The 21,173-nt window shown below is 62.5% G+C and carries 17 protein-coding genes; 13 read left to right on the forward strand and 4 right to left on the reverse strand.

What is annotated here, in order from left to right; genetic code table 11:
• The first annotated feature begins 20 nt into the window (after positions 1-20).
• On the forward strand, positions 21-899 hold the full coding sequence (locus tag IB274_RS21315) for an NAD(P)-dependent oxidoreductase (protein ID WP_192434541.1): 879 nt from the start codon (positions 21-23) through the stop codon (positions 897-899).
• Between the two features lie 55 nt (positions 900-954).
• On the opposite strand, the gene IB274_RS21320 is transcribed toward IB274_RS21315, so the two are convergent.
• Entirely contained in the window at positions 955-1,296 is a 342-nt protein-coding gene (locus tag IB274_RS21320; protein ID WP_045208042.1) for a DMT family protein, read from the reverse strand.
• 596 nt (positions 1,297-1,892) lie between these two features.
• Between IB274_RS21320 and IB274_RS21325 the strand changes: the two genes are divergently transcribed.
• Positions 1,893-2,147 (forward strand): YkgJ family cysteine cluster protein, encoded by a 255-nt coding sequence (locus IB274_RS21325; RefSeq protein ID WP_138216628.1) that lies wholly within the window; start codon positions 1,893-1,895, stop codon positions 2,145-2,147.
• 124 nt (positions 2,148-2,271) lie between these two features.
• Positions 2,272-2,877 (forward strand): START domain-containing protein, encoded by a 606-nt coding sequence (locus tag IB274_RS21330; RefSeq protein ID WP_192434543.1) that lies wholly within the window; start codon positions 2,272-2,274, stop codon positions 2,875-2,877.
• A 162-nt stretch (positions 2,878-3,039) separates the two neighbouring features.
• On the opposite strand, the gene gltA is transcribed toward IB274_RS21330, so the two are convergent.
• Entirely contained in the window at positions 3,040-4,323 is a 1,284-nt protein-coding gene (gltA, locus tag IB274_RS21335; protein WP_192434545.1) for a citrate synthase, read from the reverse strand.
• A 354-nt stretch (positions 4,324-4,677) separates the two neighbouring features.
• Here gltA and sdhC point away from each other — a divergent pair, with 354 nt between their 5' ends.
• The 10 genes from sdhC to brnQ all read left to right on the forward strand — a co-directional run bounded on the left by sdhC (position 4,678) and on the right by brnQ (position 17,800).
• A complete protein-coding gene (gene sdhC, locus IB274_RS21340; RefSeq protein WP_167523168.1) occupies positions 4,678-5,064 on the forward strand; it encodes a succinate dehydrogenase, cytochrome b556 subunit in 387 nt (128 codons plus the stop codon).
• Entirely contained in the window at positions 5,058-5,426 is a 369-nt protein-coding gene (gene sdhD / locus IB274_RS21345; RefSeq protein ID WP_192434547.1) for a succinate dehydrogenase, hydrophobic membrane anchor protein, read from the forward strand. Before sdhC ends, sdhD begins: the two co-directional genes overlap by 7 nt.
• A 3-nt stretch (positions 5,427-5,429) precedes the next feature.
• Positions 5,430-7,202 (forward strand): succinate dehydrogenase flavoprotein subunit, encoded by a 1,773-nt coding sequence (gene sdhA / locus IB274_RS21350; protein ID WP_192434548.1) that lies wholly within the window; start codon positions 5,430-5,432, stop codon positions 7,200-7,202.
• 11 nt (positions 7,203-7,213) lie between these two features.
• Positions 7,214-7,921: a succinate dehydrogenase iron-sulfur subunit gene (locus IB274_RS21355; protein WP_045208028.1), complete on the forward strand. Its 708-nt coding sequence runs from the start codon at positions 7,214-7,216 to the stop codon at positions 7,919-7,921.
• A gap of 250 nt (positions 7,922-8,171) precedes the next feature.
• Entirely contained in the window at positions 8,172-11,003 is a 2,832-nt protein-coding gene (locus tag IB274_RS21360) for a 2-oxoglutarate dehydrogenase E1 component (RefSeq protein ID WP_192434550.1), read from the forward strand.
• A 42-nt stretch (positions 11,004-11,045) separates the two neighbouring features.
• Positions 11,046-12,278: a 2-oxoglutarate dehydrogenase complex dihydrolipoyllysine-residue succinyltransferase gene (gene odhB / locus IB274_RS21365; RefSeq protein ID WP_192434551.1), complete on the forward strand. Its 1,233-nt coding sequence runs from the start codon at positions 11,046-11,048 to the stop codon at positions 12,276-12,278.
• A gap of 81 nt (positions 12,279-12,359) precedes the next feature.
• Positions 12,360-13,796 (forward strand): dihydrolipoyl dehydrogenase, encoded by a 1,437-nt coding sequence (lpdA, locus tag IB274_RS21370; protein WP_192434553.1) that lies wholly within the window; start codon positions 12,360-12,362, stop codon positions 13,794-13,796.
• Positions 13,797-13,956: 160 nt separating this feature from the next.
• The gene (sucC, locus tag IB274_RS21375) at positions 13,957-15,123 is read left to right on the forward strand and encodes an ADP-forming succinate--CoA ligase subunit beta (protein ID WP_015477516.1); all 1,167 of its coding nucleotides are present in this window, start codon (positions 13,957-13,959) and stop codon (positions 15,121-15,123) included.
• The gene (sucD, locus tag IB274_RS21380; protein WP_192434555.1) at positions 15,123-16,004 is read left to right on the forward strand and encodes a succinate--CoA ligase subunit alpha; all 882 of its coding nucleotides are present in this window, start codon (positions 15,123-15,125) and stop codon (positions 16,002-16,004) included. The genes sucC and sucD overlap by 1 nt, the downstream gene beginning before the upstream one ends.
• 482 nt (positions 16,005-16,486) lie before the next feature.
• A complete protein-coding gene (gene brnQ, locus IB274_RS21385) occupies positions 16,487-17,800 on the forward strand; it encodes a branched-chain amino acid transport system II carrier protein (protein ID WP_192434557.1) in 1,314 nt (437 codons plus the stop codon).
• Positions 17,801-17,877: 77 nt separating this feature from the next.
• On the opposite strand, the gene IB274_RS21390 is transcribed toward brnQ, so the two are convergent.
• Positions 17,878-19,233, reverse strand: coding sequence for a DUF1329 domain-containing protein (locus IB274_RS21390; RefSeq protein ID WP_192434559.1), 1,356 nt, complete (start codon positions 19,231-19,233; stop codon positions 17,878-17,880).
• Between the two features lie 14 nt (positions 19,234-19,247).
• On the reverse strand, positions 19,248-21,098 hold the full coding sequence (locus IB274_RS21395; RefSeq protein ID WP_192434561.1) for a DUF1302 domain-containing protein: 1,851 nt from the start codon (positions 21,096-21,098) through the stop codon (positions 19,248-19,250).
• Positions 21,099-21,173 lie beyond the last annotated feature (75 nt).

The raw sequence follows: 21,173 nt of genomic DNA on the forward strand, positions 1-21,173 counted from the left end.
GATCGGACAAGGGGACTGCGATGGCGAAAGTGGCTTTCATTGGCCTGGGCGTGATGGGTTATCCCATGGCCGGGCATCTGGCGCGTGAAGGGCATGATGTGTGCGTCTACAACCGCACCGCTAGTCGCGCCGTCCAGTGGGTCAAGCAGTTCGGCGGCCGCTCGGCCGAGACCCCGCGTGACGCCGCGCAGTGGGCCGACTTTGTGATGTGCTGCGTGGGTAATGATGACGATCTGCGCAGCGTGGTGCTGGGCGCGGACGGGGCGCTGGCCGGCATGCAGCCCGGCGCTGTGCTGGTGGACCACACTACTGCCTCGGCCGAAGTGGCGCGCGAGCTGGCGGTGGCGGCGGCCGAGCGCGAGCTGGGCTTCCTCGATGCGCCGGTGTCCGGCGGCCAGGCCGGCGCCGAGAATGGCGCGCTGACGGTGATGGTCGGCGGCGACGAGAACCTCTACACGCGCGCGGAGCCGGTGATTGCCACCTATTCGCGAATGGTGCGGCGCATGGGTCCGGTGGGCAGCGGGCAACTGACCAAGATGGTCAACCAGATCTGTGTCGGCGGCCTGCTTCAAGGTTTGTCCGAGGCGCTGCACTTCGCCCAGTGCGCCGGCCTCGATGGCATGGCCGCGATGGAGGTGATCAGCAAGGGCGCCGCGCAGTCCTGGCAGCTGGAGAATCGTCACCAGAGCATGCTGGAAGGGCGTTTCGACTTCGGCTTTGCGGTGGACTGGATGCGCAAGGACCTGGGCATCGTCCTCGATGAAGCCCGCCGCAACGGCGCGCAACTGCCGGTCACGGCGCTGGTCGACCAGTTCTACGCCGAGGTGCAGGCCGCCGGTGGCGGACGCTGGGACACCTCCAGCCTGATCACCCGCCTTCAGGACTCACCCAAGGCCTGATCCATTTTCCTCCCCCTCAGGTGGCGCCATCGGTCGCGCGCCACTCCTGATCGCTTCAGGCGCGGAAGATAAAGTACACCGCGCCCAGCAGGCACAAGCCGGCCCATAGATAGTCGAGCTTCAGTGGCTGTTGCATGAAGTACACGCTGAATGGCACGAAGACCGCCAGCGTGATGACCTCCTGCATGATCTTCAGCTGCCCCACCGACATCACCGTGTACCCGATGCGGTTGGCCGGCACCTGCAGCAAATACTCGAACAGTGCGATGCCCCAGCTGACCAGCGCCGCGATGATCCATGGCTTGCTGCTCAGGGTTTTTAGGTGGCCGTACCAGGCGAAGGTCATGAACAGGTTTGAGAGCGACAGAAGAAACGCGGTTTGCAGCCAGACCGGCATGACAGCGACTCCAGTGAGGGACTGCGCCAGAGCCTAGTGGATGCGCGACGTGACAGCCAAGGGGGGGAATTGATCAGGTTCCTATTGCGGGGAGCAGCAATGGTACCGGCCATGGCGGCCGAGCAGACCTGGCGTCCGGGTGACTATCGCCTGGAGTGGGATAGTGCGTCCTTCGCTCTGCGCGCGTGTCGCGTGCAGACGCTGTGGCAAACCCGTTGCGGCGCGATGTTTGTCCACGAACACCATGAGCTTCTGTGTCGTCAGCGACAGTTGGACTCCGTGTGCGCTGATCCGGCCAGCTTGGCGGAAACGCCGACGAGCTATATGCTCGGCGACCAATTTCTGGTGGCCCCGGTGCTGGAACCCGGGTGTCTAGCGCCTGAGCGCGACTTTGTCCGAGGGCCGCTGGGTGCACCTTTGGGGCGGTAGCGCCTTCGAGGTGGCTTCCGGTGGTGCAGTCGAAGTCGCTGTACCCATTGGTGAGCCGGCGGTGTTCTAACGTGCTGGCTCCGCCAAAGGCGAGCACCTGGTAGCGGCGCTGCGCGAGCAGGGGCTGCTGCGCTCCAATCCTTGACGTCGAGTAGAGAATTCATCCCATGCAATGCCGTATCGGCTGTGGCGCCTGCTGCATAGCGCCGTCGATTTCCTCGCCCATCCCCGGCATGCCTGACGGCAAGCCGGCGGGCGTGCGCTGCGTGCAACTGGATGAGCGTAATCTGTGCAAACTATTCGGCGACTCGCGGCGTCCAAAGGTCTGTGCGGCCTTCGAGGCGGACGCGGACGCCTGCGGCAGCAGCAACGAGCAGGCCCTGCAGATCCTCACCGAGTGGGAACGCATCACCGCCGCCTGATGTGACTTGGAAGTCACGTTTTCGCGGTCCATACTGACGCCCCGACCCGCTCAAGACCGCGGATTGCGACGGGGCGGCGGCTTTTGCTGCCCCCACAAGATCAAGAATAAAGAGAGGTAAGACGATGCGTGGTGTATTGCGTATGACCCTGCTGGCCACTGCCGTGATGGGCTTTGCCGGTACTGTCCTGGCGGAAGACTGGAAGCTGGAGAAGGAAGACGACGGCGTGAAGGTCTTCCTCAGCCCTGTGGCAGGCTCCAAGTACAAGGCTTACCGTGGCGTCGTCGACATCAAGGCCGATGTGGCCAAGATCAACGCCCTGCAGGAAGACGTGACCGGGTCCTGCAAGTGGATCCACGCCTGCGCCGAAATGCGCCTGCTGAAAACCGAAGGCGACAATTCCTGGACCTACTCGAAGATCGACATGCCCTGGCCGGTGACCGGCCGCGACGTGGTGATCCACGTGACCACCGAGAAGACCGCAGACGGCGGCCTGATTCGTCATCTCAAGGCCGAGCCGACCTACATCCCGGAAGAGAAGGGCGAAATTCGCGTGCCGAAGCTGATCGGCGAGTGGAAGCTGGTGCCCAAGGGCGCCGGCGTGACCGAAGTGACCTACCAGGTACAGACCGAGCCGGGTGGCAGCATCCCATCCTGGCTGGCCAACAGCTTCGTGGTGGATGCGCCGATGAACACCCTGAAGGGCCTGCGCAGCGCTGCCGAGAAATAACAGGCGCTGACGTTCCCCCCTCATGAAAAGCCGCCTTCGGGCGGCTTTTTCGTTCCTGTCGTGGCGCGTCGGTGAGGCTCGCTCCTACTGGAAGGCGAAGCCTTGTCCATGGCAATAAAAAAAGGCCGCCCGAAGGCGGCCTTTTCTCGTACGCCGTAGCGCTTAGCGGGCTTTGAGGTCCACGAAGTCGCGCTGGGTGGCGCCGGTGTAGAGCTGACGCGGACGGCCGATCTTGTACGGACCGGAGAGCATTTCCTGCCAGTGCGAGATCCAGCCCACGGTACGTGCCAGGGCGAAGATCACGGTGAACATGCTGGTCGGAATGCCGATGGCCTTCAGGATGATGCCGGAGTAGAAGTCCACGTTCGGGTAGAGGTTGCGCTCCACGAAGTAGGGATCGTGGCGGGCGATTTCTTCCAGCTTCATGGCCAGTTCCAGTTGCGGGTCGTTGATGCCCAGTTCCTGGAGAACCTCGTCGCAGGTCTGTTTCATGACCTTGGCGCGCGGGTCGAAGTTCTTGTACACGCGGTGGCCGAAGCCCATCAGCTTGAACGGATCGTTCTTGTCCTTGGCCTTGGCCACGAACTTCTCGATGTTCGATACGTCGCCGATCTCGTCAAGCATGCGCAGAACGGCTTCGTTCGCGCCGCCGTGAGCCGGACCCCACAGGGCGGCGATGCCCGAGGCGATACAGGCGAACGGGTTGGCACCCGAGGAGCCCGCCAGACGCACGGTGGAGGTGGAGGCATTCTGCTCGTGGTCGGCGTGCAGGATGAAGATGCGGTCCATGGCCTTGGCCAGCACAGGGCTGATCGGCTTGGTCTCGCAAGGTGTGTTGAACATCATATGCAGGAAGTTTTCTGCATAGTTCAGATCGTTGCGCGGGTACATCATCGGCTCGCCCTTGGAGTACTTGTACACCATGGCGGCGATGGTCGGCATCTTGGCGATCAGACGATGCGCCGAGACTTCCCGGTGCTTCGGATTATTGATGTCCAGGGAGTCGTGATAGAAGGCGGAGAGGGCACCGATCACGCCGCACATCACGGCCATCGGGTGCGCATCACGGCGGAAGCCGTTAAAGAAGGTCTTCAGCTGTTCATGAACCATGGTGTGGTTCTTGATGGTGCCGACGAACTTTTCCTTCTGCTCGGCAGTGGGCAGTTCGCCGTTGAGCAGCAGGAAGCAGGTTTCCAGGTAGTCGGACTTCTCGGCGAGCTGTTCGATCGGGTAGCCGCGGTGCAGCAGTACGCCATTATCACCATCGATGTAGGTGATCTTCGACTCGCAGGAGGCGGTGGACATGAAGCCGGGGTCGAAAGTGAAGTGACCCGTGGAGGTCAGGCCACGCACGTCGACTACATCGGGACCCAGCGTGCCGGAGAGGACAGGCAGTTCGACGGGGGCAGCGCCCTCGATGATCAACTGCGCTTTTTTGTCAGCCATGATGGCCTCCTATTTATGCTTGAAATCATCTGTACGACCCCCCACGCAGGGCCCGCACCACTATAGAGAGATAAATCCGAATGTCAATTTGCACAATCGGAGAAGTTTGGCTCCTCCAAGCCCCTGTTTTGCCGGAAAAATTTGCCTGTTTACGCCTTTTCGGGGGGTGCGGCAATTAGTCCTTAGGTGGAGGTCTTTCCGTTGTCATTAGGAGCCTAACTGTCTATACTCGGCGACCAGCCGCCAAGGGCCGTCCGGCCTAGCTTGATTGGTGGTTGTCACTCCCGAAGGTGATGGGTACCTGACAAGTGCACCTCCCGACAACTAGCCCCGATTCATAGAAGGGCTCTCAGTGTGAAAAAAGCCGTGAATAGCAAACGACCCGTAAACCTAGACCTAAGGACCATCCAACTCCCTATCACTGCTTACACGTCGATTCTCCACCGTATCTCTGGCGTCATTCTGTTCGTGGGCATCGCAGTGCTGCTGTTCGCACTGGATCGTTCCCTCGCTTCGGAAGAAAGCTTCGAGCAGGTGAAGGCGTGTCTGACCCATCCGTTGGTCAAGCTTGTGATCTGGGGCCTGCTGTCTGCGCTCCTGTACCACCTGGTAGCCGGTATTCGTCACCTCGTCATGGACGCAGGTATTGGCGAAACGCTGGAAGGCGGTAAGCGTGGTTCGAAAATCGTCATCGCTGTCGCAGTGGTGCTGATCGTTCTGGCGGGGGTATGGGTATGGTAACTAACGTCACAAACTTGTCGCGTTCGGGTCTCTATGACTGGATGGTCCAGCGCGTCTCCGCGGTCGTTCTCGCGGCTTATGTTCTCTTCCTGCTGGGCTTCCTGATCGCTCACCCGGGTGTTACCTACACCGAGTGGCATGGTCTGTTCTCCCACAGCCTGATGAAGATTTTCAGCCTGTTGACGCTGGTTTCCCTGAGCGTGCACGCGTGGGTTGGTATGTGGACCATCACTACTGACTACCTGACTCCGATGGCGCTGGGCAAGTCCGCGACCGTCGTGCGTTTCCTCGTCCAGGCGGTATGCGGCATGGCCATGTTCGCATTCTTCGTCTGGGGTGTGCAGATTCTCTGGGGTAACTGATCCATGGCTAGCATTCGTACTCTTTCCTTCGACGCCATCATCGTTGGTGGTGGCGGCGCCGGCATGCGCGCTGCGCTGCAACTGGCCCAAGGCGGTCACAAGACTGCCGTGGTGACCAAGGTCTTCCCGACCCGTTCGCACACCGTGTCCGCCCAGGGCGGCATCACCTGCGCCATCGCTTCGGCTGACCCGAACGACGATTGGCGCTGGCACATGTACGACACCGTCAAGGGCTCCGACTACATCGGTGACCAGGACGCTATCGAATACATGTGCTCCGTCGGCCCGGAAGCCGTGTTCGAGCTCGAACACATGGGGCTGCCGTTCTCCCGTACCGAGCAGGGCCGCATCTACCAGCGTCCATTCGGTGGCCAGTCCAAGGACTTCGGCAAGGGTGGCCAGGCTGCCCGTACCTGCGCCGCGGCTGACCGTACCGGTCACGCCCTGCTGCACACTCTCTATCAGGCCAACCTGAAGAGCGGTACTTCTTTCCTTAATGAGTGGTACGCGGTTGACCTGGTGAAGAACCAGGACGGTCATGTGGTTGGCGTCATCGCCATCGACATCGAAACCGGCGACACCGTTTATATCCGCTCCAAAGCCGTGGTCCTGGCCACTGGCGGTGCCGGCCGTATCTACGCCTCCACCACCAACGCCCTGATCAACACCGGTGACGGCATCGGTATGGCCCTGCGTGCTGGCGTGCCGGTGCAGGACATCGAGATGTGGCAGTTCCACCCGACCGGCATCGCCGGCGCAGGTGTACTGGTTACCGAAGGCTGCCGCGGTGAAGGTGGCTACCTGATCAACGCCCATGGCGAGCGTTTCATGGAGCGTTACGCTCCGAACGCGAAAGACCTGGCAGGCCGCGACGTGGTTGCCCGCTCCATGGTCAAGGAAGTGATCGCCGGCAACGGCGTTGGCCCGAACAAGGACCACGTACTGCTGAAGCTCGACCACCTCGGCGAAGAAGTTCTGCACAGCCGCCTGCCCGGCATCTGCGAACTGTCCAAGACCTTCGCCCATGTTGACCCGGTCGTCGCTCCGATCCCGGTTATCCCGACCTGCCACTACATGATGGGCGGCGTTGCCACCAACATCCATGGACAGGCCCTGACCATGGACTCCAACGGCAACGAGCAGATCATCGAAGGCCTGTTCGCCGTCGGCGAAGTGGCTTGCGTATCGGTTCACGGCGCCAACCGCCTGGGGGGCAACTCGCTGCTCGACCTGGTTGTGTTCGGTCGTGCCACCGGCCTGCACCTGGAGAAGGCGCTCAAGGATGGTATCGAGCACCGCCAGGCTTCCGAGTCCGACCTGGAATCCGCTTTCAAGCGTCTGAACGGCGTGAACGAGCGCACCAGTGGCGAAGAAGTCGCTCCGCTCAAGCGCGAACTGCAATCCTGCATGCAGAACTACTTCGGTGTATTCCGTACCGGCGAATACATGCAGAAAGGTATCGCTCAGCTGGCTGATCTGCGTGAGCGCATCGCTGCGGTCAAGATCAACGACAAGAGCCAGGCATTCAACACGGCGCGTATCGAAGCGCTGGAACTGCAGAACCTCCTCGAAGTGGCCGAAGCCACTGCGATTGCGGCTGAAGCCCGCAAAGAGTCCCGCGGCGCGCATGCCCGTGAAGATTTCGAGGAGCGCGACGACGAGAACTGGCTGTGCCACACCCTGTACTTCCCGGGTGAGAAGCGTGTAGCCAAGCGTGCCGTCAACTTCGCGCCGAAAACTGTTCCGGCATTCGAACCCAAGGTTCGTACTTACTAAGGGTGCCCGCCATGTTGCAAGTGAGTGTTTACCGCTACAACCCTGAGAAGGACGCTGCACCTTACATGCAGGACTTCCAGGTCGATACCGACGGCAAGGACATCATGGTCCTGGACGTGCTGGCGCTGATCAAGGAACAGGACGAGGGCTTCTCCTACCGTCGTTCCTGCCGTGAAGGCGTGTGCGGTTCCGATGGTATGAACATGAATGGCAAGAACGGCCTGGCCTGCATCACGCCTCTGTCGGCCGTTGGCCTGAAGGGCGGCAAGCTGGTCATTCGCCCGCTGCCCGGCCTGCCGGTCATCCGTGACCTGGTCGTCGACATGCGCATCTTCTACAAGCAGTACGAGAGCGTGAAGCCGTTCCTGCAGAACAAATATGCAGCGCCGGCCATCGAACGTCTGCAAAGCCCGGAAGAGCGCGAGAAGCTGGACGGTCTGTACGAGTGCATCCTGTGCGCCTGCTGCTCGACCTCCTGCCCGTCGTTCTGGTGGAACCCCGACAAGTTCCTGGGTCCCGCCGCACTGCTGCAAGCCTATCGCTTCCTGGCCGACAGCCGTGACACCGAAACTCAGGCGCGCCTGGCGAGCCTGGATGACCCGTTCAGCGTCTTCCGCTGCCGCGGGATCATGAACTGCGTGAACGTCTGCCCGAAGGGTCTGAACCCCACCAAGGCAATCGGTCACATCCGTAACATGCTGCTGCAGAGCGGCACTTGATCCGAGGGCCGCGCGCCCAAAGATCATTGCAAGAGCGACACCTGTACCGCCGGAACATTTTCCGGCGGTACAGTCCCTAGGACCCAAGCCCACAAAGCGGGGGTCCTGTTTTGAAAACGTATATATGACCAGCAGGGGCATCCGGGCTGGTACCCGGACTATCTGCGGGGATCGGTGGCTTGAAGTCGCTGTGTATGACTTCGCGCCAGAGATTCCACAGGTGGAGTCCCCTTACCGAGGGTGACCAAGCATGCACGAAAGCGTAATGCAGCGGATGTGGAACAGTGCCCATCTATCCGGTGGAAACGCTGCCTACGTCGAAGAGCTCTACGAGCTCTACCTGCACGACCCGAACGCTGTGCCAGAAGAGTGGCGCACGTACTTCCAGAAGCTCCCCGCCGACGGCAATCCTGCCCCCGACGTCTCGCATTCCTCTATCCGTGATCATTTCGTACTCCTGGCCAAGAATCAGCGCCGCGCCGCGCCTGTTTCCGCTGGCAGCGTAAGCACCGAGCACGAGAAAAAGCAGGTTGAAGTCCTGCGTCTGATCCTGGCATACCGTCTGCGTGGACATCAGGCAGCATCGCTCGATCCGCTGGGTCTCTGGGTGCGTACCGCTCCCTCCGATCTGTCGCTCGAACACTACGGGCTCACCGCTGCAGACCTCGACACTACTTTCCGTACCGGTGAGCTCTACATCGGCAAGGAAGAGGCGACCCTGCGTGAAATCATCGATGCGCTGAAGCAGACCTACTGCAGCACTATCGGCGCCGAATTCATGCACATCGTCGATTCCGAGCAACGCCACTGGTTCGCCCAGCGCCTGGAAAGCGTGCGCGGCCGTCCGACGTACTCTGTCGACGCCCGTTCCCACCTGCTCGAGCGCCTCACCGCCGCCGAAGGTCTGGAAAAGTACCTGGGCACCAAGTATCCAGGCACCAAGCGTTTCGGCCTGGAAGGTGGCGAGAGCCTCATCCCGATGGTTGACGAGATCATCCAGCGCTCCGGTTCCTACGGCGTCAAGGAAATCGTCATCGGTATGGCCCACCGTGGCCGTCTGAACGTCCTGGTCAACACCCTGGGCAAGAACCCGCGCGAGCTGTTCGACGAGTTCGAAGGCAAGAAGCTGGTAGAGATGGGCTCGGGTGACGTGAAGTACCATCAGGGCTTCTCCTCCAACGTCATGACCACCGGCGGCGAAGTCCACCTGGCACTGGCGTTCAACCCCTCGCACCTGGAAATCGTTTCCCCGGTGGTCGAGGGCTCGGTACGTGCCCGCCAGGACCGTCGTAAAGATGGCAGCGGCGACAAGGTCGTACCGATCTCCATCCACGGCGATGCTGCTTTCGCGGGGCAGGGCGTGGTCATGGAAACCTTCCAGATGTCGCAGACCCGTGCTTACAAGACGGGCGGCACCATCCACATCGTGATCAACAACCAGGTCGGCTTCACCACCAGCCGTCAGGACGATGCTCGTTCCACCGAGTACGCGACCGACGTGGCGAAGATGATCCAGGCGCCGATCTTCCATGTGAATGGCGACGATCCGGAAGCGGTCCTGTTCGTGACCCAGCTGGCCATAGATTACCGCATGCAGTTCAAGCGTGACGTGGTCATCGACCTGGTCTGCTACCGCCGTCGCGGCCACAACGAGGCCGACGAGCCGAGCGGCACCCAGCCGCTGATGTACCAGCAGATCGCCAAGCAGCGCACCACCCGCGAAATCTATGCCGATGCATTGATCGCCGCTGGCGTGCAGACTGCCGAGCAGGCCCAGGAGAAAGTCGACGAATACCGCGACGCTCTCGACAACGGCCTGCACGTGGTGAAAAGCCTGGTGAAGGAGCCCAACAAGGAGCTCTTCGTCGACTGGCGTCCGTACATCGGCCACGGCTGGACCGCGCGTCACGACACCCGTTGCGACCTGAAGACCCTGCAGGACCTGTCCAACAAGCTGCTGGAAACCCCGGACGGCTTCGTCATGCAGCGTCAGGTCCAGAAGATCTACGAAGACCGCGCCAAGATGGCTGCCGGTGGCTTCCCGATCAACTGGGGCTTCGCCGAGAACCTGGCCTACGCCACCCTGCTGTTCGAAGGTCACCCGGTCCGCATGACCGGTCAGGACGTCGGCCGCGGCACCTTCTCGCACCGCCACGCGGCGCTGCACAACCAGAAGGACGACTCGGTCTACATCCCGCTGGCCAACCTGTTCGACGGCCAGCCGCGCGTCAGCCTGTACGACTCCTACCTCTCGGAAGAAGCTGTACTGGCGTTCGAATACGGCTACGCCACCACCACCCCGGATGCACTCGTGGTGTGGGAAGCGCAGTTCGGTGACTTCGCCAACGGTGCGCAGGTCGTGATCGACCAGTTCATCACCAGCGGCGAAACCAAGTGGCAACGCCTGTGTGGTCTGACCATGCTGCTGCCGCACGGTTACGAAGGCCAGGGCCCGGAGCACTCCTCCGCGCGTCTGGAGCGTTACCTGCAGCTGTGCGCCGAGCAGAACATCCAGGTCTGCGTGCCGACTACTCCGGCCCAGGTCTACCACATGCTGCGCCGTCAGGTGATCCGTCCGCTGCGCAAGCCGCTGATCGTGATGACTCCGAAGTCGCTGCTGCGTCACAAGCTGGCCATCTCGACCCTGGAAGATCTGGCCGACGGTTCGTTCCAGACTGTGATCAACGAGATCGACAGCCTGGATCCGAAGAAGGTCGACCGCATCGTGCTGTGCAGCGGCAAGGTCTACTACGACCTGCTGGAGAAGCGTCGTGCCGAAGGTCTCGAGAACATCGCGATCGTTCGTCTCGAGCAGCTGTATCCGTTCCCGGAAGACGATCTGGCGGAGGTCCTGTCGCAGTACAAGAACCTCAAGCACATCGTCTGGTGCCAGGAAGAGCCGATGAACCAGGGCGCCTGGTACTGCTCGCAGCACCACATGCGTCGTGTCATCGCCGCGCACAAGAAAGGTCTCAACCTGGAGTACGCGGGCCGCGAAGGCTCGGCAGCTCCGGCTTGCGGCTACGCTTCGATGCACGCCGAGCAGCAGGAAAAACTGCTGCAGGACGCCTTCACCGTTTAACGCCAACGCGCAGTTGATACCGAATTTAAGGAAACACACATAATGGCTATCGAAATCAAAGCCCCAACCTTCCCGGAATCGGTTGCCGACGGTACCGTCGCAACCTGGCACAAGAAGGTCGGTGAAGCTGTCAAGCGTGACGAGCTGATCGTCGACATCGAAACCGACAAGGTCGTGATCGAAGTACTGGCCGAGGCCGACGGTGTCCTGGCTGAGATCGTCAAGAACGAAGGCGACACCGTTCTCTCCAACGAACTGCTGGGCAAGCTGAGTGAAGGCGGTGCTGCCGCTGCCGCTCCGGCTGCTGCCTCGGCTGCGGCTGCCGCGCCGGCCGCTGCTGCCCCGGCTGCCGCCGCTGGTGACGACAACATCCTCTCGCCGGCCGCCCGCAAGCTGGCCGAAGAGAACGGCATCGACCCGAACAGCCTGGCCGGCACCGGCAAGGGCGGTCGCGTGACCAAGGAAGACGTCGTAGCTGCTGTTGAAGCCAAGAAGAACGCCCCGGCTGCCGCTCCGGCCGCCAAGGCTGCCGCTCCGGCTGCTGCCGCCGCTCCCGTGTTCGCCGCTGGCGACCGCGTCGAGAAGCGCGTTCCGATGACCCGCCTGCGCGCCAAGGTTGCCGAGCGGCTGGTCGAAGCCCAGTCCTCCATGGCCATGCTGACCACCTTCAACGAAGTCAACATGAAGCCGATCATGGACCTGCGCAACAAGTACAAGGACCTGTTCGAGAAGAAGCATAACGGCGTTCGCCTGGGCTTCATGTCCTTCTTTGTCAAGGCCGCCACCGAAGCCCTGAAGCGCTTCCCGGGTGTCAACGCCTCGATCGACGGCAACGACATCGTCTACCACGGCTACCAGGACATCGGTGTGGCAGTTTCCAGCGACCGCGGTCTGGTCGTACCGGTACTGCGTAACGCCGAGTTCATGAGCCTGGCCGAGATCGAGAACGGCATCGCCACCTTCGGCAAGAAAGCCAAAGACGGCAAGCTGTCCATCGAAGACATGACCGGTGGTACTTTCACCATTTCCAACGGTGGCGTATTCGGTTCTCTTCTGTCGACTCCGATCGTCAACCCGCCGCAGACCGCGATCCTCGGCATGCACAAGATCCAGGAGCGCCCGATGGCCGTTAATGGCCAGGTCGTGATCCTGCCGATGATGTACCTGGCGCTGTCCTACGATCACCGCATGATCGATGGCAAGGAAGCGGTCAGCTTCCTGGTCACCATGAAGGATCTGCTGGAAGATCCGGCTCGCCTGCTGCTCGACGTCTGATACGTCAGTTCACACGACGGCCCCGTACTACACGACGGCCCCGAAAGGGGCCGTCCGCTTCACCGGAATAAGGATTGAGACATGAGCCAGAAATTCGACGTGGTTGTGATTGGTGCCGGCCCTGGCGGTTACGTAGCCGCCATCCGTGCCGCCCAACTCGGCCTGAAGACCGCTTGCATCGAGAAGTACATCGGTAAAGAGGGCAAGGTCGCTCTCGGCGGTACCTGCCTGAACGTAGGCTGCATTCCGTCCAAGGCGCTGCTGGACAGCTCCTGGAAGTACAAGGAAGCCAAAGAGAGCTTCGACGTTCACGGTATCTCCACTGGCGAAGTGAAGATGGACGTTCCGGCGATGATCGGCCGCAAGGCCAACATCGTGAAGAACCTGACTGGCGGCATCGCCACCCTGTTCAAGGCCAACGGCGTGACCTCCTTCGAAGGCCACGGCAAGGTCCTGGCCAACAAGCAGGTCGAAGTGACCGGCCTGGATGGCAAGACCCAGGTTCTGGAAGCCGACAACATCATCATCGCCTCGGGCTCGCGCCCGGTGGAAATCCCGCCGGCCCCGCTGACCGACGACGTCATCGTCGACTCCACCGGCGCCCTGGAATTCCAGAGCGTACCGAAGAAGCTGGGCGTGATCGGCGCCGGCGTCATCGGCCTGGAACTGGGTTCGGTCTGGGCTCGCCTGGGCGCTGAAGTCACCGTCCTTGAAGCCCTGGACAAGTTCCTCCCGGCCGCCGACGAGCAGATCGCCAAGGAAGCCCTGAAGACCCTGACCAAGCAAGGTCTGAACATCCGCCTGGGCGCTCGCGTCACCGGTTCGGACGTGAAGAAGAAGCAGGTCACCGTCACCTTCACCGACGCCAATGGCGAGCAGAAGGAAGTCTTCGACAAGCTGATCGTGGCCGTGGGCCGTCGCCCGGTGACTACCGATCTGCTGGCTGCCGACAGCGGCGTGACCCTGGACGAGCGTGGTTTCATCTTCGTCGACGACCAGTGCAAGACCAGCGTTCCGGGCGTCTACGCCATCGGTGACGTGGTCCGCGGCGCCATGCTGGCGCACAAGGCCTCGGAAGAGGGCGTGATGGTTGCCGAGCGCATCGCCGGCCACAAAGCCCAGATGAACTACGACCTGATTCCGTCGGTGATCTACACCCACCCGGAAATCGCATGGGTCGGCAAGACCGAGCAGCAGCTCAAGGGTGAAGGCGTCGAAGTCAACGTCGGTACCTTCCCGTTCGCTGCCAGCGGCCGCGCCATGGCTGCCAACGACACTGGCGGTCTGGTCAAGGTCATCGCCGATGCCAAGACCGACCGCGTACTGGGCGTCCACGTGATCGGCCCTAGCGCCGCCGAGCTGGTTCAGCAAGGTGCGATCGGCATGGAATTCGGCACCAGTGCCGAAGACCTGGGCATGATGGTCTTCTCCCACCCGACTCTGTCCGAAGCGCTGCACGAAGCGGCCCTGGCAGTGAATGGCCACGCCATCCACATCGCCAACCGCAAGAAGCGCTAAGGAACGGGACCACGGCGGGGAGGGCGGCAGTCTTTTGCGAGGGGCTGCCGTCCATCCCGCCGGATCGTTTCTCCCCCGAGGGGGACTCGGTCACAGGTGGCGTGGTGCCACGAGCGCCGCGCCGAATGCGCAATACCCAAGACGAAAACGGTAGACAAGCATGAATCTCCACGAATATCAGGGTAAGCAGCTGTTCGCTGAGTACGGCCTGCCCGTATCCAAGGGCTTCGCCGTCGACACACCCGAAGAGGCCGCAGAAGCCTGTGAAAAAATCGGTGGTACCGAGTGGGTCGTTAAAGCCCAGGTACACGCCGGTGGCCGCGGTAAAGCGGGCGGTGTGAAGCTGGTCAAGAGCAAAGAGGACGCCAAGGCGTTCGCCGCCAACTGGCTGGGCAAGCGTCTGGTGACTTACCAGACTGACGCCAACGGCCAGCCGGTCAGCAAGATCCTGGTGGAATCCTGCACCGATATCGACAAGGAGCTGTACCTCGGCGCCGTTGTCGACCGTTCCAGCCGTCGCATCGTCTTCATGGCCTCCACCGAAGGTGGCGTGGACATCGAGAAAGTTGCGCACGAGACTCCCGAGAAGATTCTGAAGGCCACCATCGATCCGCTGGTTGGCGCTCAGCCCTACCAGGGTCGCGAGCTGGCCTTCCAGCTGGGCCTGAAAGGCGACCAGATCAAGCAGTTCACCCACATCTTCGTTGGCCTGGCCAAGCTGTTCCAGGACTACGACCTGGCGCTGCTGGAAGTGAACCCGCTGGTGATCAAGAAAGACGGCAACCTGCACTGCCTGGACGCCAAGATCAACATCGACTCCAACGCCATGTACCGTCAGCCCAAGCTGCGCGCCATGCACGACCCGTCCCAGGACGACGCTCGTGAAGCCCATGCGCAGAAGTGGGAACTGAACTACGTTGCGCTGGAAGGCAACATCGGCTGCATGGTCAACGGCGCTGGCCTGGCCATGGGCACCATGGACATCGTCAACCTGCACGGCGGCAAGCCGGCCAACTTCCTCGACGTTGGCGGCGGTGCTACCAAAGAGCGCGTGACCGAAGCGTTCAAGATCATCCTGTCCGACAGCAACGTCGCTGCCGTTCTGGTGAACATCTTCGGCGGCATCGTTCGCTGCGACATGATTGCCGAAGGCATCATCGGCGCCGTGAAAGAAGTCGGCGTGAAAATCCCGGTTGTCGTTCGTCTGGAAGGCAACAACGCCGACCTCGGCGCCAAGGTCCTGGCCGAAAGCGGTCTGAACATCATCGCGGCGACCAGCCTGACCGACGCTGCCCAGCAAGTCGTCAAGGCCGCGGAGGGTAAGTAATGAGCGTCCTGATCAATAAAGACACCAAAGTCATCTGCCAGGGCTTCACCGGCTCGCAGGGTACCTTCCACTCCGAACAAGCCATCGCCTACGGCACCAAGATGGTTGGCGGCGTGACCCCCGGCAAGGGCGGCACCACCCACCTCGGCCTGCCGGTGTTCAACACCGTCAAGGAAGCCGTGGAAGCCACCGGCGCTGACGCTTCGGTCATCTACGTTCCGGCTCCGTTCTGCAAGGACTCGATCCTGGAAGCTGCCTTCGGCGGCATCAAGCTGATCGTCTGCATCACCGAAGGCATTCCGACCATCGACATGCTGGAAGCCAAGGTCAAGTGCGACGAGCTGGGCGTACGCCTGATCGGCCCGAACTGCCCGGGCGTGATCACTCCCGGCGAGTGCAAGATCGGCATCATGCCGGGTCACATCCACCTGCCGGGCAAGGTAGGCATCGTGTCGCGTTCCGGCACGCTGACCTACGAAGCCGTGAAGCAGACCACCGACGCCGGCTTCGGCCAGTCCACCTGCGTGGGCATCGGTGGTGACCCGATCCCGGGTTCCAACTTCATCGACATCCTGAAGCTGTTCCAGGAAGACCCGAAAACCGAAGCCATCGTCATGATCGGCGAAATCGGTGGTTCGGCCGAAGAAGAAGCGGCTGCCTACATCAAGGCCAGCGTGACCAAGCCGGTGGTGTCCTACATTGCTGGTGTCACCGCACCGCCCGGCAAGCGCATGGGCCACGCGGGCGCCATCATTTCCGGCGGCAAGGGCACTGCGGACGAGAAGTTCGCTGCCCTGCAGGACGCTGGTGTGAAAACCGTGCGTTCCCTGGCTGACATCGGCAAGGCCCTGGCCGAGCTGACCGGCTGGCCGGTCAAGTAAGCGCCTCGCTTATTTAACCGTCCGTCAACAGAGGCCACCTTGGGGTGGCCTCTGTCGTTATGGCCACGTCTACAAAGTGTCGTTCAGGCGACACCCGCTTTCATTCCGCGGACGATCTGACGTATGTCAGTGCAGTTCATCGGAATAGATCGTTAGGCTAGCAACTATATGAAGCGTCGCGTTCCCCACAAGGGAAGGCTCGCTCACCGTCCATTCCTACCCGGAAGCGACGGCGATTCCTGACCGGCACGGATGCCGGGATAACCAGAATGCAGGAGCAACCGGGCCACGAGCCCATGGAAAACCTCTGCTATCGGACTTCCAAGAACAAATCACCGTACCGATGACAGCAGCATCACAGGATGCGCAGGCTCACCCGCCGTGAGTTGGCCAATCCCGTTCGATGCGGCTTTGTCACGTCTGTACGGGCGAGGTGCCTTGGGAGACCACGAAACCGTTTCAGCACTGTGGTATTTCCCTTCATGAAAGTCTTGAAAGGCCAGGACATCCTGGCACTTGGTTTTATGACCTTCGCGCTGTTCGTCGGCGCGGGCAACATCATCTTCCCGCCGATCGTGGGCCTGCAGTCGGGGCCGCACGTGTGGATGGCCGCGCTGGGCTTCCTGATCACCGCAGTCGGCCTGCCGGTGATCACCGTCGTCGCGCTGGCCAAGGTTGGTGGTGCGATGGACACCCTCAGCCATCCTATCGGCAAGGTCGCCGGCGGGTTGCTGGCGGCTGTCTGCTACCTCTCGGTCGGGCCGCTGTTCGCCACCCCGCGTACCGCCACCGTCTCCTTCGAAGTCGGCATGGCGCCGCTGACCGGGGAGGGCGCGCTGCCGCTGTTCCTTTACAGCCTGGTGTACTTCGCGGTGGTGCTGGTGATCTCGCTGTATCCGGGCAAGCTGCTCGATACCGTCGGCCGCTTCCTCGCGCCGCTGAAGATCATCGCCCTGGCCGCACTGGGCATCGCTGCCTTCATGCTGCCGGCCGGTCCCATTGGTGTCGCCGAACCGGCCTACCAGGCCGCAGCGTTCTCCCAGGGCTTCGTCAATGGCTACCTGACCATGGATACCCTCGGCGCGCTGGTCTTCGGCATCGTCATCGTCAATGCGATCCGCTCGCGTGGCGTGCAGTCGCCGCGCCTGATCACCCGCTACGCCATCATCGCCGGCCTGATCGCCGGGGTCGGCCTGGCGCTGGTGTACATCAGTCTGTTCCGCCTGGGCGCTGGCAGCCACGACATCGCCGCTGGTGCCGCCAACGGCGCAGCCGTCCTGCACGCCTATGTGCAGCACACCTTCGGCTCGCTGGGCAGCACCTTCCTCGCCGTACTCATCGCGCTGGCCTGCCTGGTGACCGCCGTCGGCCTGACCTGCGCCTGCGCCGAGTACTTCTGCCGCATCCTGCCGCTGTCGTACCGCAGCCTGGTGGTCATCCTGGCCGGCTTCTCGCTGCTGGTATCGAACCTGGGCCTGACCAAGCTCATCCAGTTCTCGATCCCGGTGCTGACCGCCATCTACCCGCCGTGCATCGTGCTGGTGGCGCTGAGCTTCTGCGCCAGCCTGTGGCGTTCGCAGACCCGCATCGTCGCCCCGGTGATGGTGATCTCCTTCGTCTTCGGTCTCATCGATGCCCTGAAGGGCGCCAAGCTCGACGCCTGGATGCCGGCGTGGATGGAACACCTGCCGCTGGCCGAGCAGGGCCTCGCCTGGCTGATCCCCTCGGTGGTCATGCTGGCCGTGATGGTGCTCATCGACCGCCTTCTGGGCAAACCCCAGGAAGCGATGGCCTGATATCCCGCGATCCACGAAAAAGGCCGCCCACAAGGCGGCCTTTTTCATTCAGGTCGGTTTATCCCATTCACTGAAGGTCAGCGTATGCCCTGGTTCCTCAGCGCCGTCGGCGTGTAGTCGACGCTGCTGGCCTTGAAGCCGAACTCCACCTGGGACTTCTCCTGGTTGGTCAGGCCGGACACCAGGTAGCGACCATTGATGAGGTCATAGATGGCCTCCACGCCCAGCCAGGGAATCTGCTTGTCGTACAGCTGGGTCATGAAGCTCTCGCCGACGCGCCAGAGGGTGCCGCGGCCGTCATAGTGGTCGGCGAGCACGGCCTGCCAGGTGTCCTCGTCGAGGAACAGCACGCGGCGTGCATAGATGTGTCGCTCGCCGGCGCGCAGGGTGCCTTCGACCTGCCAGACGCGGTGCTTCTCGTAGCGGACCAGGTCCTGATTGAGATGGCCGGGTTTGACGAGATCGTCATAGCGGTGGGCGGTGGAGTCGAGGGCGAAGCTGTTGTAGGGCACATAGATTTCCTTTTTGCCCACCAGCTTCCAGTCGTAGCGGTCCGGCGCGCCGTTGAACATGTCCAGGTTGTCCGCGACACGCAGGCCATCGGAGGCCGGGTAGGGGCCGTCGTAGGCGATCTGCGGGGCGCGGCGCACGCGGCGCTGGCCAGCGTTGTAGACCCAGGCCATGCGTGGCTCGCGGACCTGGTCGAGGGTTTCGTGGACCAGCACCACATCGCCCGCCAGGCGCGCCGGCGCGGTGACCAGCTGCTTGTAGTAGAAGAGGACGTTGTTGTCCTTGTCCGGGCTGTAATCGGTGAGCTGGTCGCGATAGCTGAACTGCTGCTGGAAGTAGGTGGGCGTGTAGGTGCCGCTGGCGGTGGGCGTCGCCTGCACGTGCAGACGCTGGGCGCTGCCGCCGCGGTAGCGGGTGATGTGGTTCCACAACGCCTCGACGCCGCTCTGCGGAATGGGGAAGGGAATCGCCGTCTGGAAGTCCTTCAGGCCATTGCCGCCCTCGACCAGGCTGGCATGGCGCGCATTCGCGGACACAGCTTGCAGTACCGCTGCCGGGTAGGTCGCCGAGCGATGCGCGGGATAGACGTTGAGGTGGTAATCCGGGTAGCGCTGCAGCATCGCCTGCTGGCCCGGCGTGAGGTTCGCCTCGTACTGCGCCATATTCTTCGCGGTGATGGTGAACAGCGGTTTTTCCGCGGCGAAGGGGTCGCTCAGGCGGCCGTCAGCGCCGCGACTGCCTGCGTTGGCTGGCAGGCCGCCGTCCCAGGCGGGAATGCTGCCGTCGGCATTGCCGGCGCGCTCCGCACCCAGGGGCGTGAGGGTGTTGCCCAGTTTCGCCGCTTCCGTTTCGGGAACGGCAGCCTGGAGGTTGAAGGGCAGGGCCAGGAACAGCAGTGAAGCGCACGCAAGTTTCTTGTTCATCGGTTTTTCTCCGCTTAGAACGACACGCCAAAGCTCAGGGCAAGGAAGTCCCGGTCGGTATTCACGTTGTACTTACCGCCGAAGAAGTTGGTGTAGGAAAGGCTCATGTTGTAGGTGTTGAGGTAGGTGCCATCGACGCCGATGCTGATCGCCCGCGCGCCCTGGTTGAAGCCCGGCTCCGGGGCGTAGCCGTGGACGTCGTGGGACCAGGCCAGGTTGGGTCGCACCGTGGCGCCGTCGATGAGGTCGGCGTATTCCCAGATCGCCCGCGTCTGGTAGCCCCAGGCGGTGCTGGTGACGAAGCCGGAGTCGTTGCAGTACTGCGGCGTGACGCTGTTGCCGCTGCACAAGCTGTTATCGGGGTACAACGCGCCCTGGCCGAACACCGGGCTGCGGCCATAGCGCAGCTCGTCATCGCCACCCAGGCCGCCGACGTGGGTGACGCCGATCTCGCCGATCAGGGTCAGGCGGTCGGCGCCCATCACCTGGTCGAAGAAGTGCGTGGCGGTGACCTGCGCCTGGGTCACTTCCTTGCGCCGGTAGCCCTTGAGGACTGCGTCGTTGGCCGGTGCCGGCGCAGCGCCGTAGACCGGTGTGAGCGCCGGTACGCCCAGGGTCGAGGTGACCAGGTCGACCGGGTTGATCTGCACCGGCATGTTCGGCCGGTAGCTGATCTCGCCGGCCAGGGTGGTGCCGGTGGGCAGGCTGGTGCTGAAGCTCAGCCCGTAGAGCTGGATGTCCTCGGGGTAGTCGGCGAAGTATTGCGCGCTGCCTAGGCGGTAGGCCTGGGTGAGCTGCTGGCCAGCGCTGCTGCCGATCACTGCGCTGCAGAGCGTATTGGGGATGCCGAGGTTGCCGCACAGCTGCGGGGCGAAGCCCAGGTCGGCCGCGTGCGGGCCGCTGCGCACGCTGAGGTAGGGCTGGCGGCTGTGGTAGTTGATGAAGTAGCCGGCGAATTCGCTGTCCAGTTCCGGGGCGAACCAGCGCAGCGCCGCGCCCCACTGGCCGTTGTCGCGCGCTTCGTTGTCCTTGCCGCGAGGGATGACGATGCCTTCGTCGGTCAGGTTGATTCCGGCCGGCGCCAGGGCCTGTACCGCCAGCGGGTTCTGGTTGATTACCGGGCCGGCGGCGAGACCGTTGCAGCCGTCGGCCATCACGTCGGTGGTGGAGAAGAAGGTGCCGCAGTTGTCGATCACCGTCTTCTGCCACTGCAACTGGTAGAAGGCCTCGGCGGACAGGTGCTCGCTGAAGTTCTGCGAGACGTAGAACATGTTCACCGGGATCAGGCCTTCCTTGATCTCCGAGCCAGGCCGGCGGAAGGCGGCGACGTCGATCGGGTTGATGGCGTTGATGCCGCCCTGGATGAAGGTGCTCTCGCCCCAGCTCACCACCTGTTTGCCCAGACGCACGGTGCCGGGCAGGTCGCCGATGCTGTAGTTGTGGTAGAGGAAGGCATCGAGGAACTCGGCGCCCGACGCCTTGGCGCCTTCCTCGCGGCCGTGGTCGTCGATGTTCTTGAAGTGCAGGTCGTCGTCCTTGAGCTTGAAGTCGTACCAGTACTTGCCGCGGACGAAGGCGCCGGAGTCGCCGTACTTGAGTTCCAGGTCGTGGATGCCCTTGAACACCTTGGAGAAGGTGTCGCCCTCGCGGAAGTTGCGCTTGCCGTCATCCGAGCTGTGGCTGTGCAACAGTGCGGCGTCGGCGTTGCGCATGGCCCAGCTGGCGCCGACTGACAGGCTGGAGTCGAACTGCCCTTCGATTTCGCCAAGGGAGAAGGTGAAGGCCTGCGCGCCATTGCCGTAGAGGGCCAGGCCGATGGCGGTAGGTAGCGCGAGCAGGTGCAAGGCGGGTGATCTGCGGTTCATCTGAAACGACCTCTTGTTGTTGTTCTGTCGTTTGCCGGCCCTTTTTCGGGCGCAGCGGTTCCTCTCTGGCCCGCG

It is taken from the genome of Pseudomonas sp. PDM18 (genome assembly GCF_014852585.1).
In the GTDB taxonomy this organism is placed as follows: domain Bacteria; phylum Pseudomonadota; class Gammaproteobacteria; order Pseudomonadales; family Pseudomonadaceae; genus Pseudomonas.

What these genes read in the sequence shown, in the direction of transcription:
- IB274_RS21315 (WP_192434541.1), top strand. Translation starts at nt 21, where the DNA reads ATGGCGAAAGTGGCTTTCATTGGCCTGGGCGTGATGGGTTATCCCATG.
- IB274_RS21320 (WP_045208042.1), bottom strand. Translation starts at nt 1,296, where the DNA reads ATGCCGGTCTGGCTGCAAACCGCGTTTCTTCTGTCGCTCTCAAACCTG.
- IB274_RS21325 (WP_138216628.1), top strand. Translation starts at nt 1,893, where the DNA reads ATGCAATGCCGTATCGGCTGTGGCGCCTGCTGCATAGCGCCGTCGATT.
- IB274_RS21330 (WP_192434543.1), top strand. Translation starts at nt 2,272, where the DNA reads ATGCGTGGTGTATTGCGTATGACCCTGCTGGCCACTGCCGTGATGGGC.
- gltA (WP_192434545.1), bottom strand. Translation starts at nt 4,323, where the DNA reads ATGGCTGACAAAAAAGCGCAGTTGATCATCGAGGGCGCTGCCCCCGTC.
- sdhD (WP_192434547.1), top strand. Translation starts at nt 5,058, where the DNA reads ATGGTAACTAACGTCACAAACTTGTCGCGTTCGGGTCTCTATGACTGG.
- sdhA (WP_192434548.1), top strand. Translation starts at nt 5,430, where the DNA reads ATGGCTAGCATTCGTACTCTTTCCTTCGACGCCATCATCGTTGGTGGT.
- IB274_RS21355 (WP_045208028.1), top strand. Translation starts at nt 7,214, where the DNA reads ATGTTGCAAGTGAGTGTTTACCGCTACAACCCTGAGAAGGACGCTGCA.
- IB274_RS21360 (WP_192434550.1), top strand. Translation starts at nt 8,172, where the DNA reads ATGCACGAAAGCGTAATGCAGCGGATGTGGAACAGTGCCCATCTATCC.
- odhB (WP_192434551.1), top strand. Translation starts at nt 11,046, where the DNA reads ATGGCTATCGAAATCAAAGCCCCAACCTTCCCGGAATCGGTTGCCGAC.
- lpdA (WP_192434553.1), top strand. Translation starts at nt 12,360, where the DNA reads ATGAGCCAGAAATTCGACGTGGTTGTGATTGGTGCCGGCCCTGGCGGT.
- sucC (WP_015477516.1), top strand. Translation starts at nt 13,957, where the DNA reads ATGAATCTCCACGAATATCAGGGTAAGCAGCTGTTCGCTGAGTACGGC.
- sucD (WP_192434555.1), top strand. Translation starts at nt 15,123, where the DNA reads ATGAGCGTCCTGATCAATAAAGACACCAAAGTCATCTGCCAGGGCTTC.
- brnQ (WP_192434557.1), top strand. Translation starts at nt 16,487, where the DNA reads ATGAAAGTCTTGAAAGGCCAGGACATCCTGGCACTTGGTTTTATGACC.
- IB274_RS21390 (WP_192434559.1), bottom strand. Translation starts at nt 19,233, where the DNA reads ATGAACAAGAAACTTGCGTGCGCTTCACTGCTGTTCCTGGCCCTGCCC.
- IB274_RS21395 (WP_192434561.1), bottom strand. Translation starts at nt 21,098, where the DNA reads ATGAACCGCAGATCACCCGCCTTGCACCTGCTCGCGCTACCTACCGCC.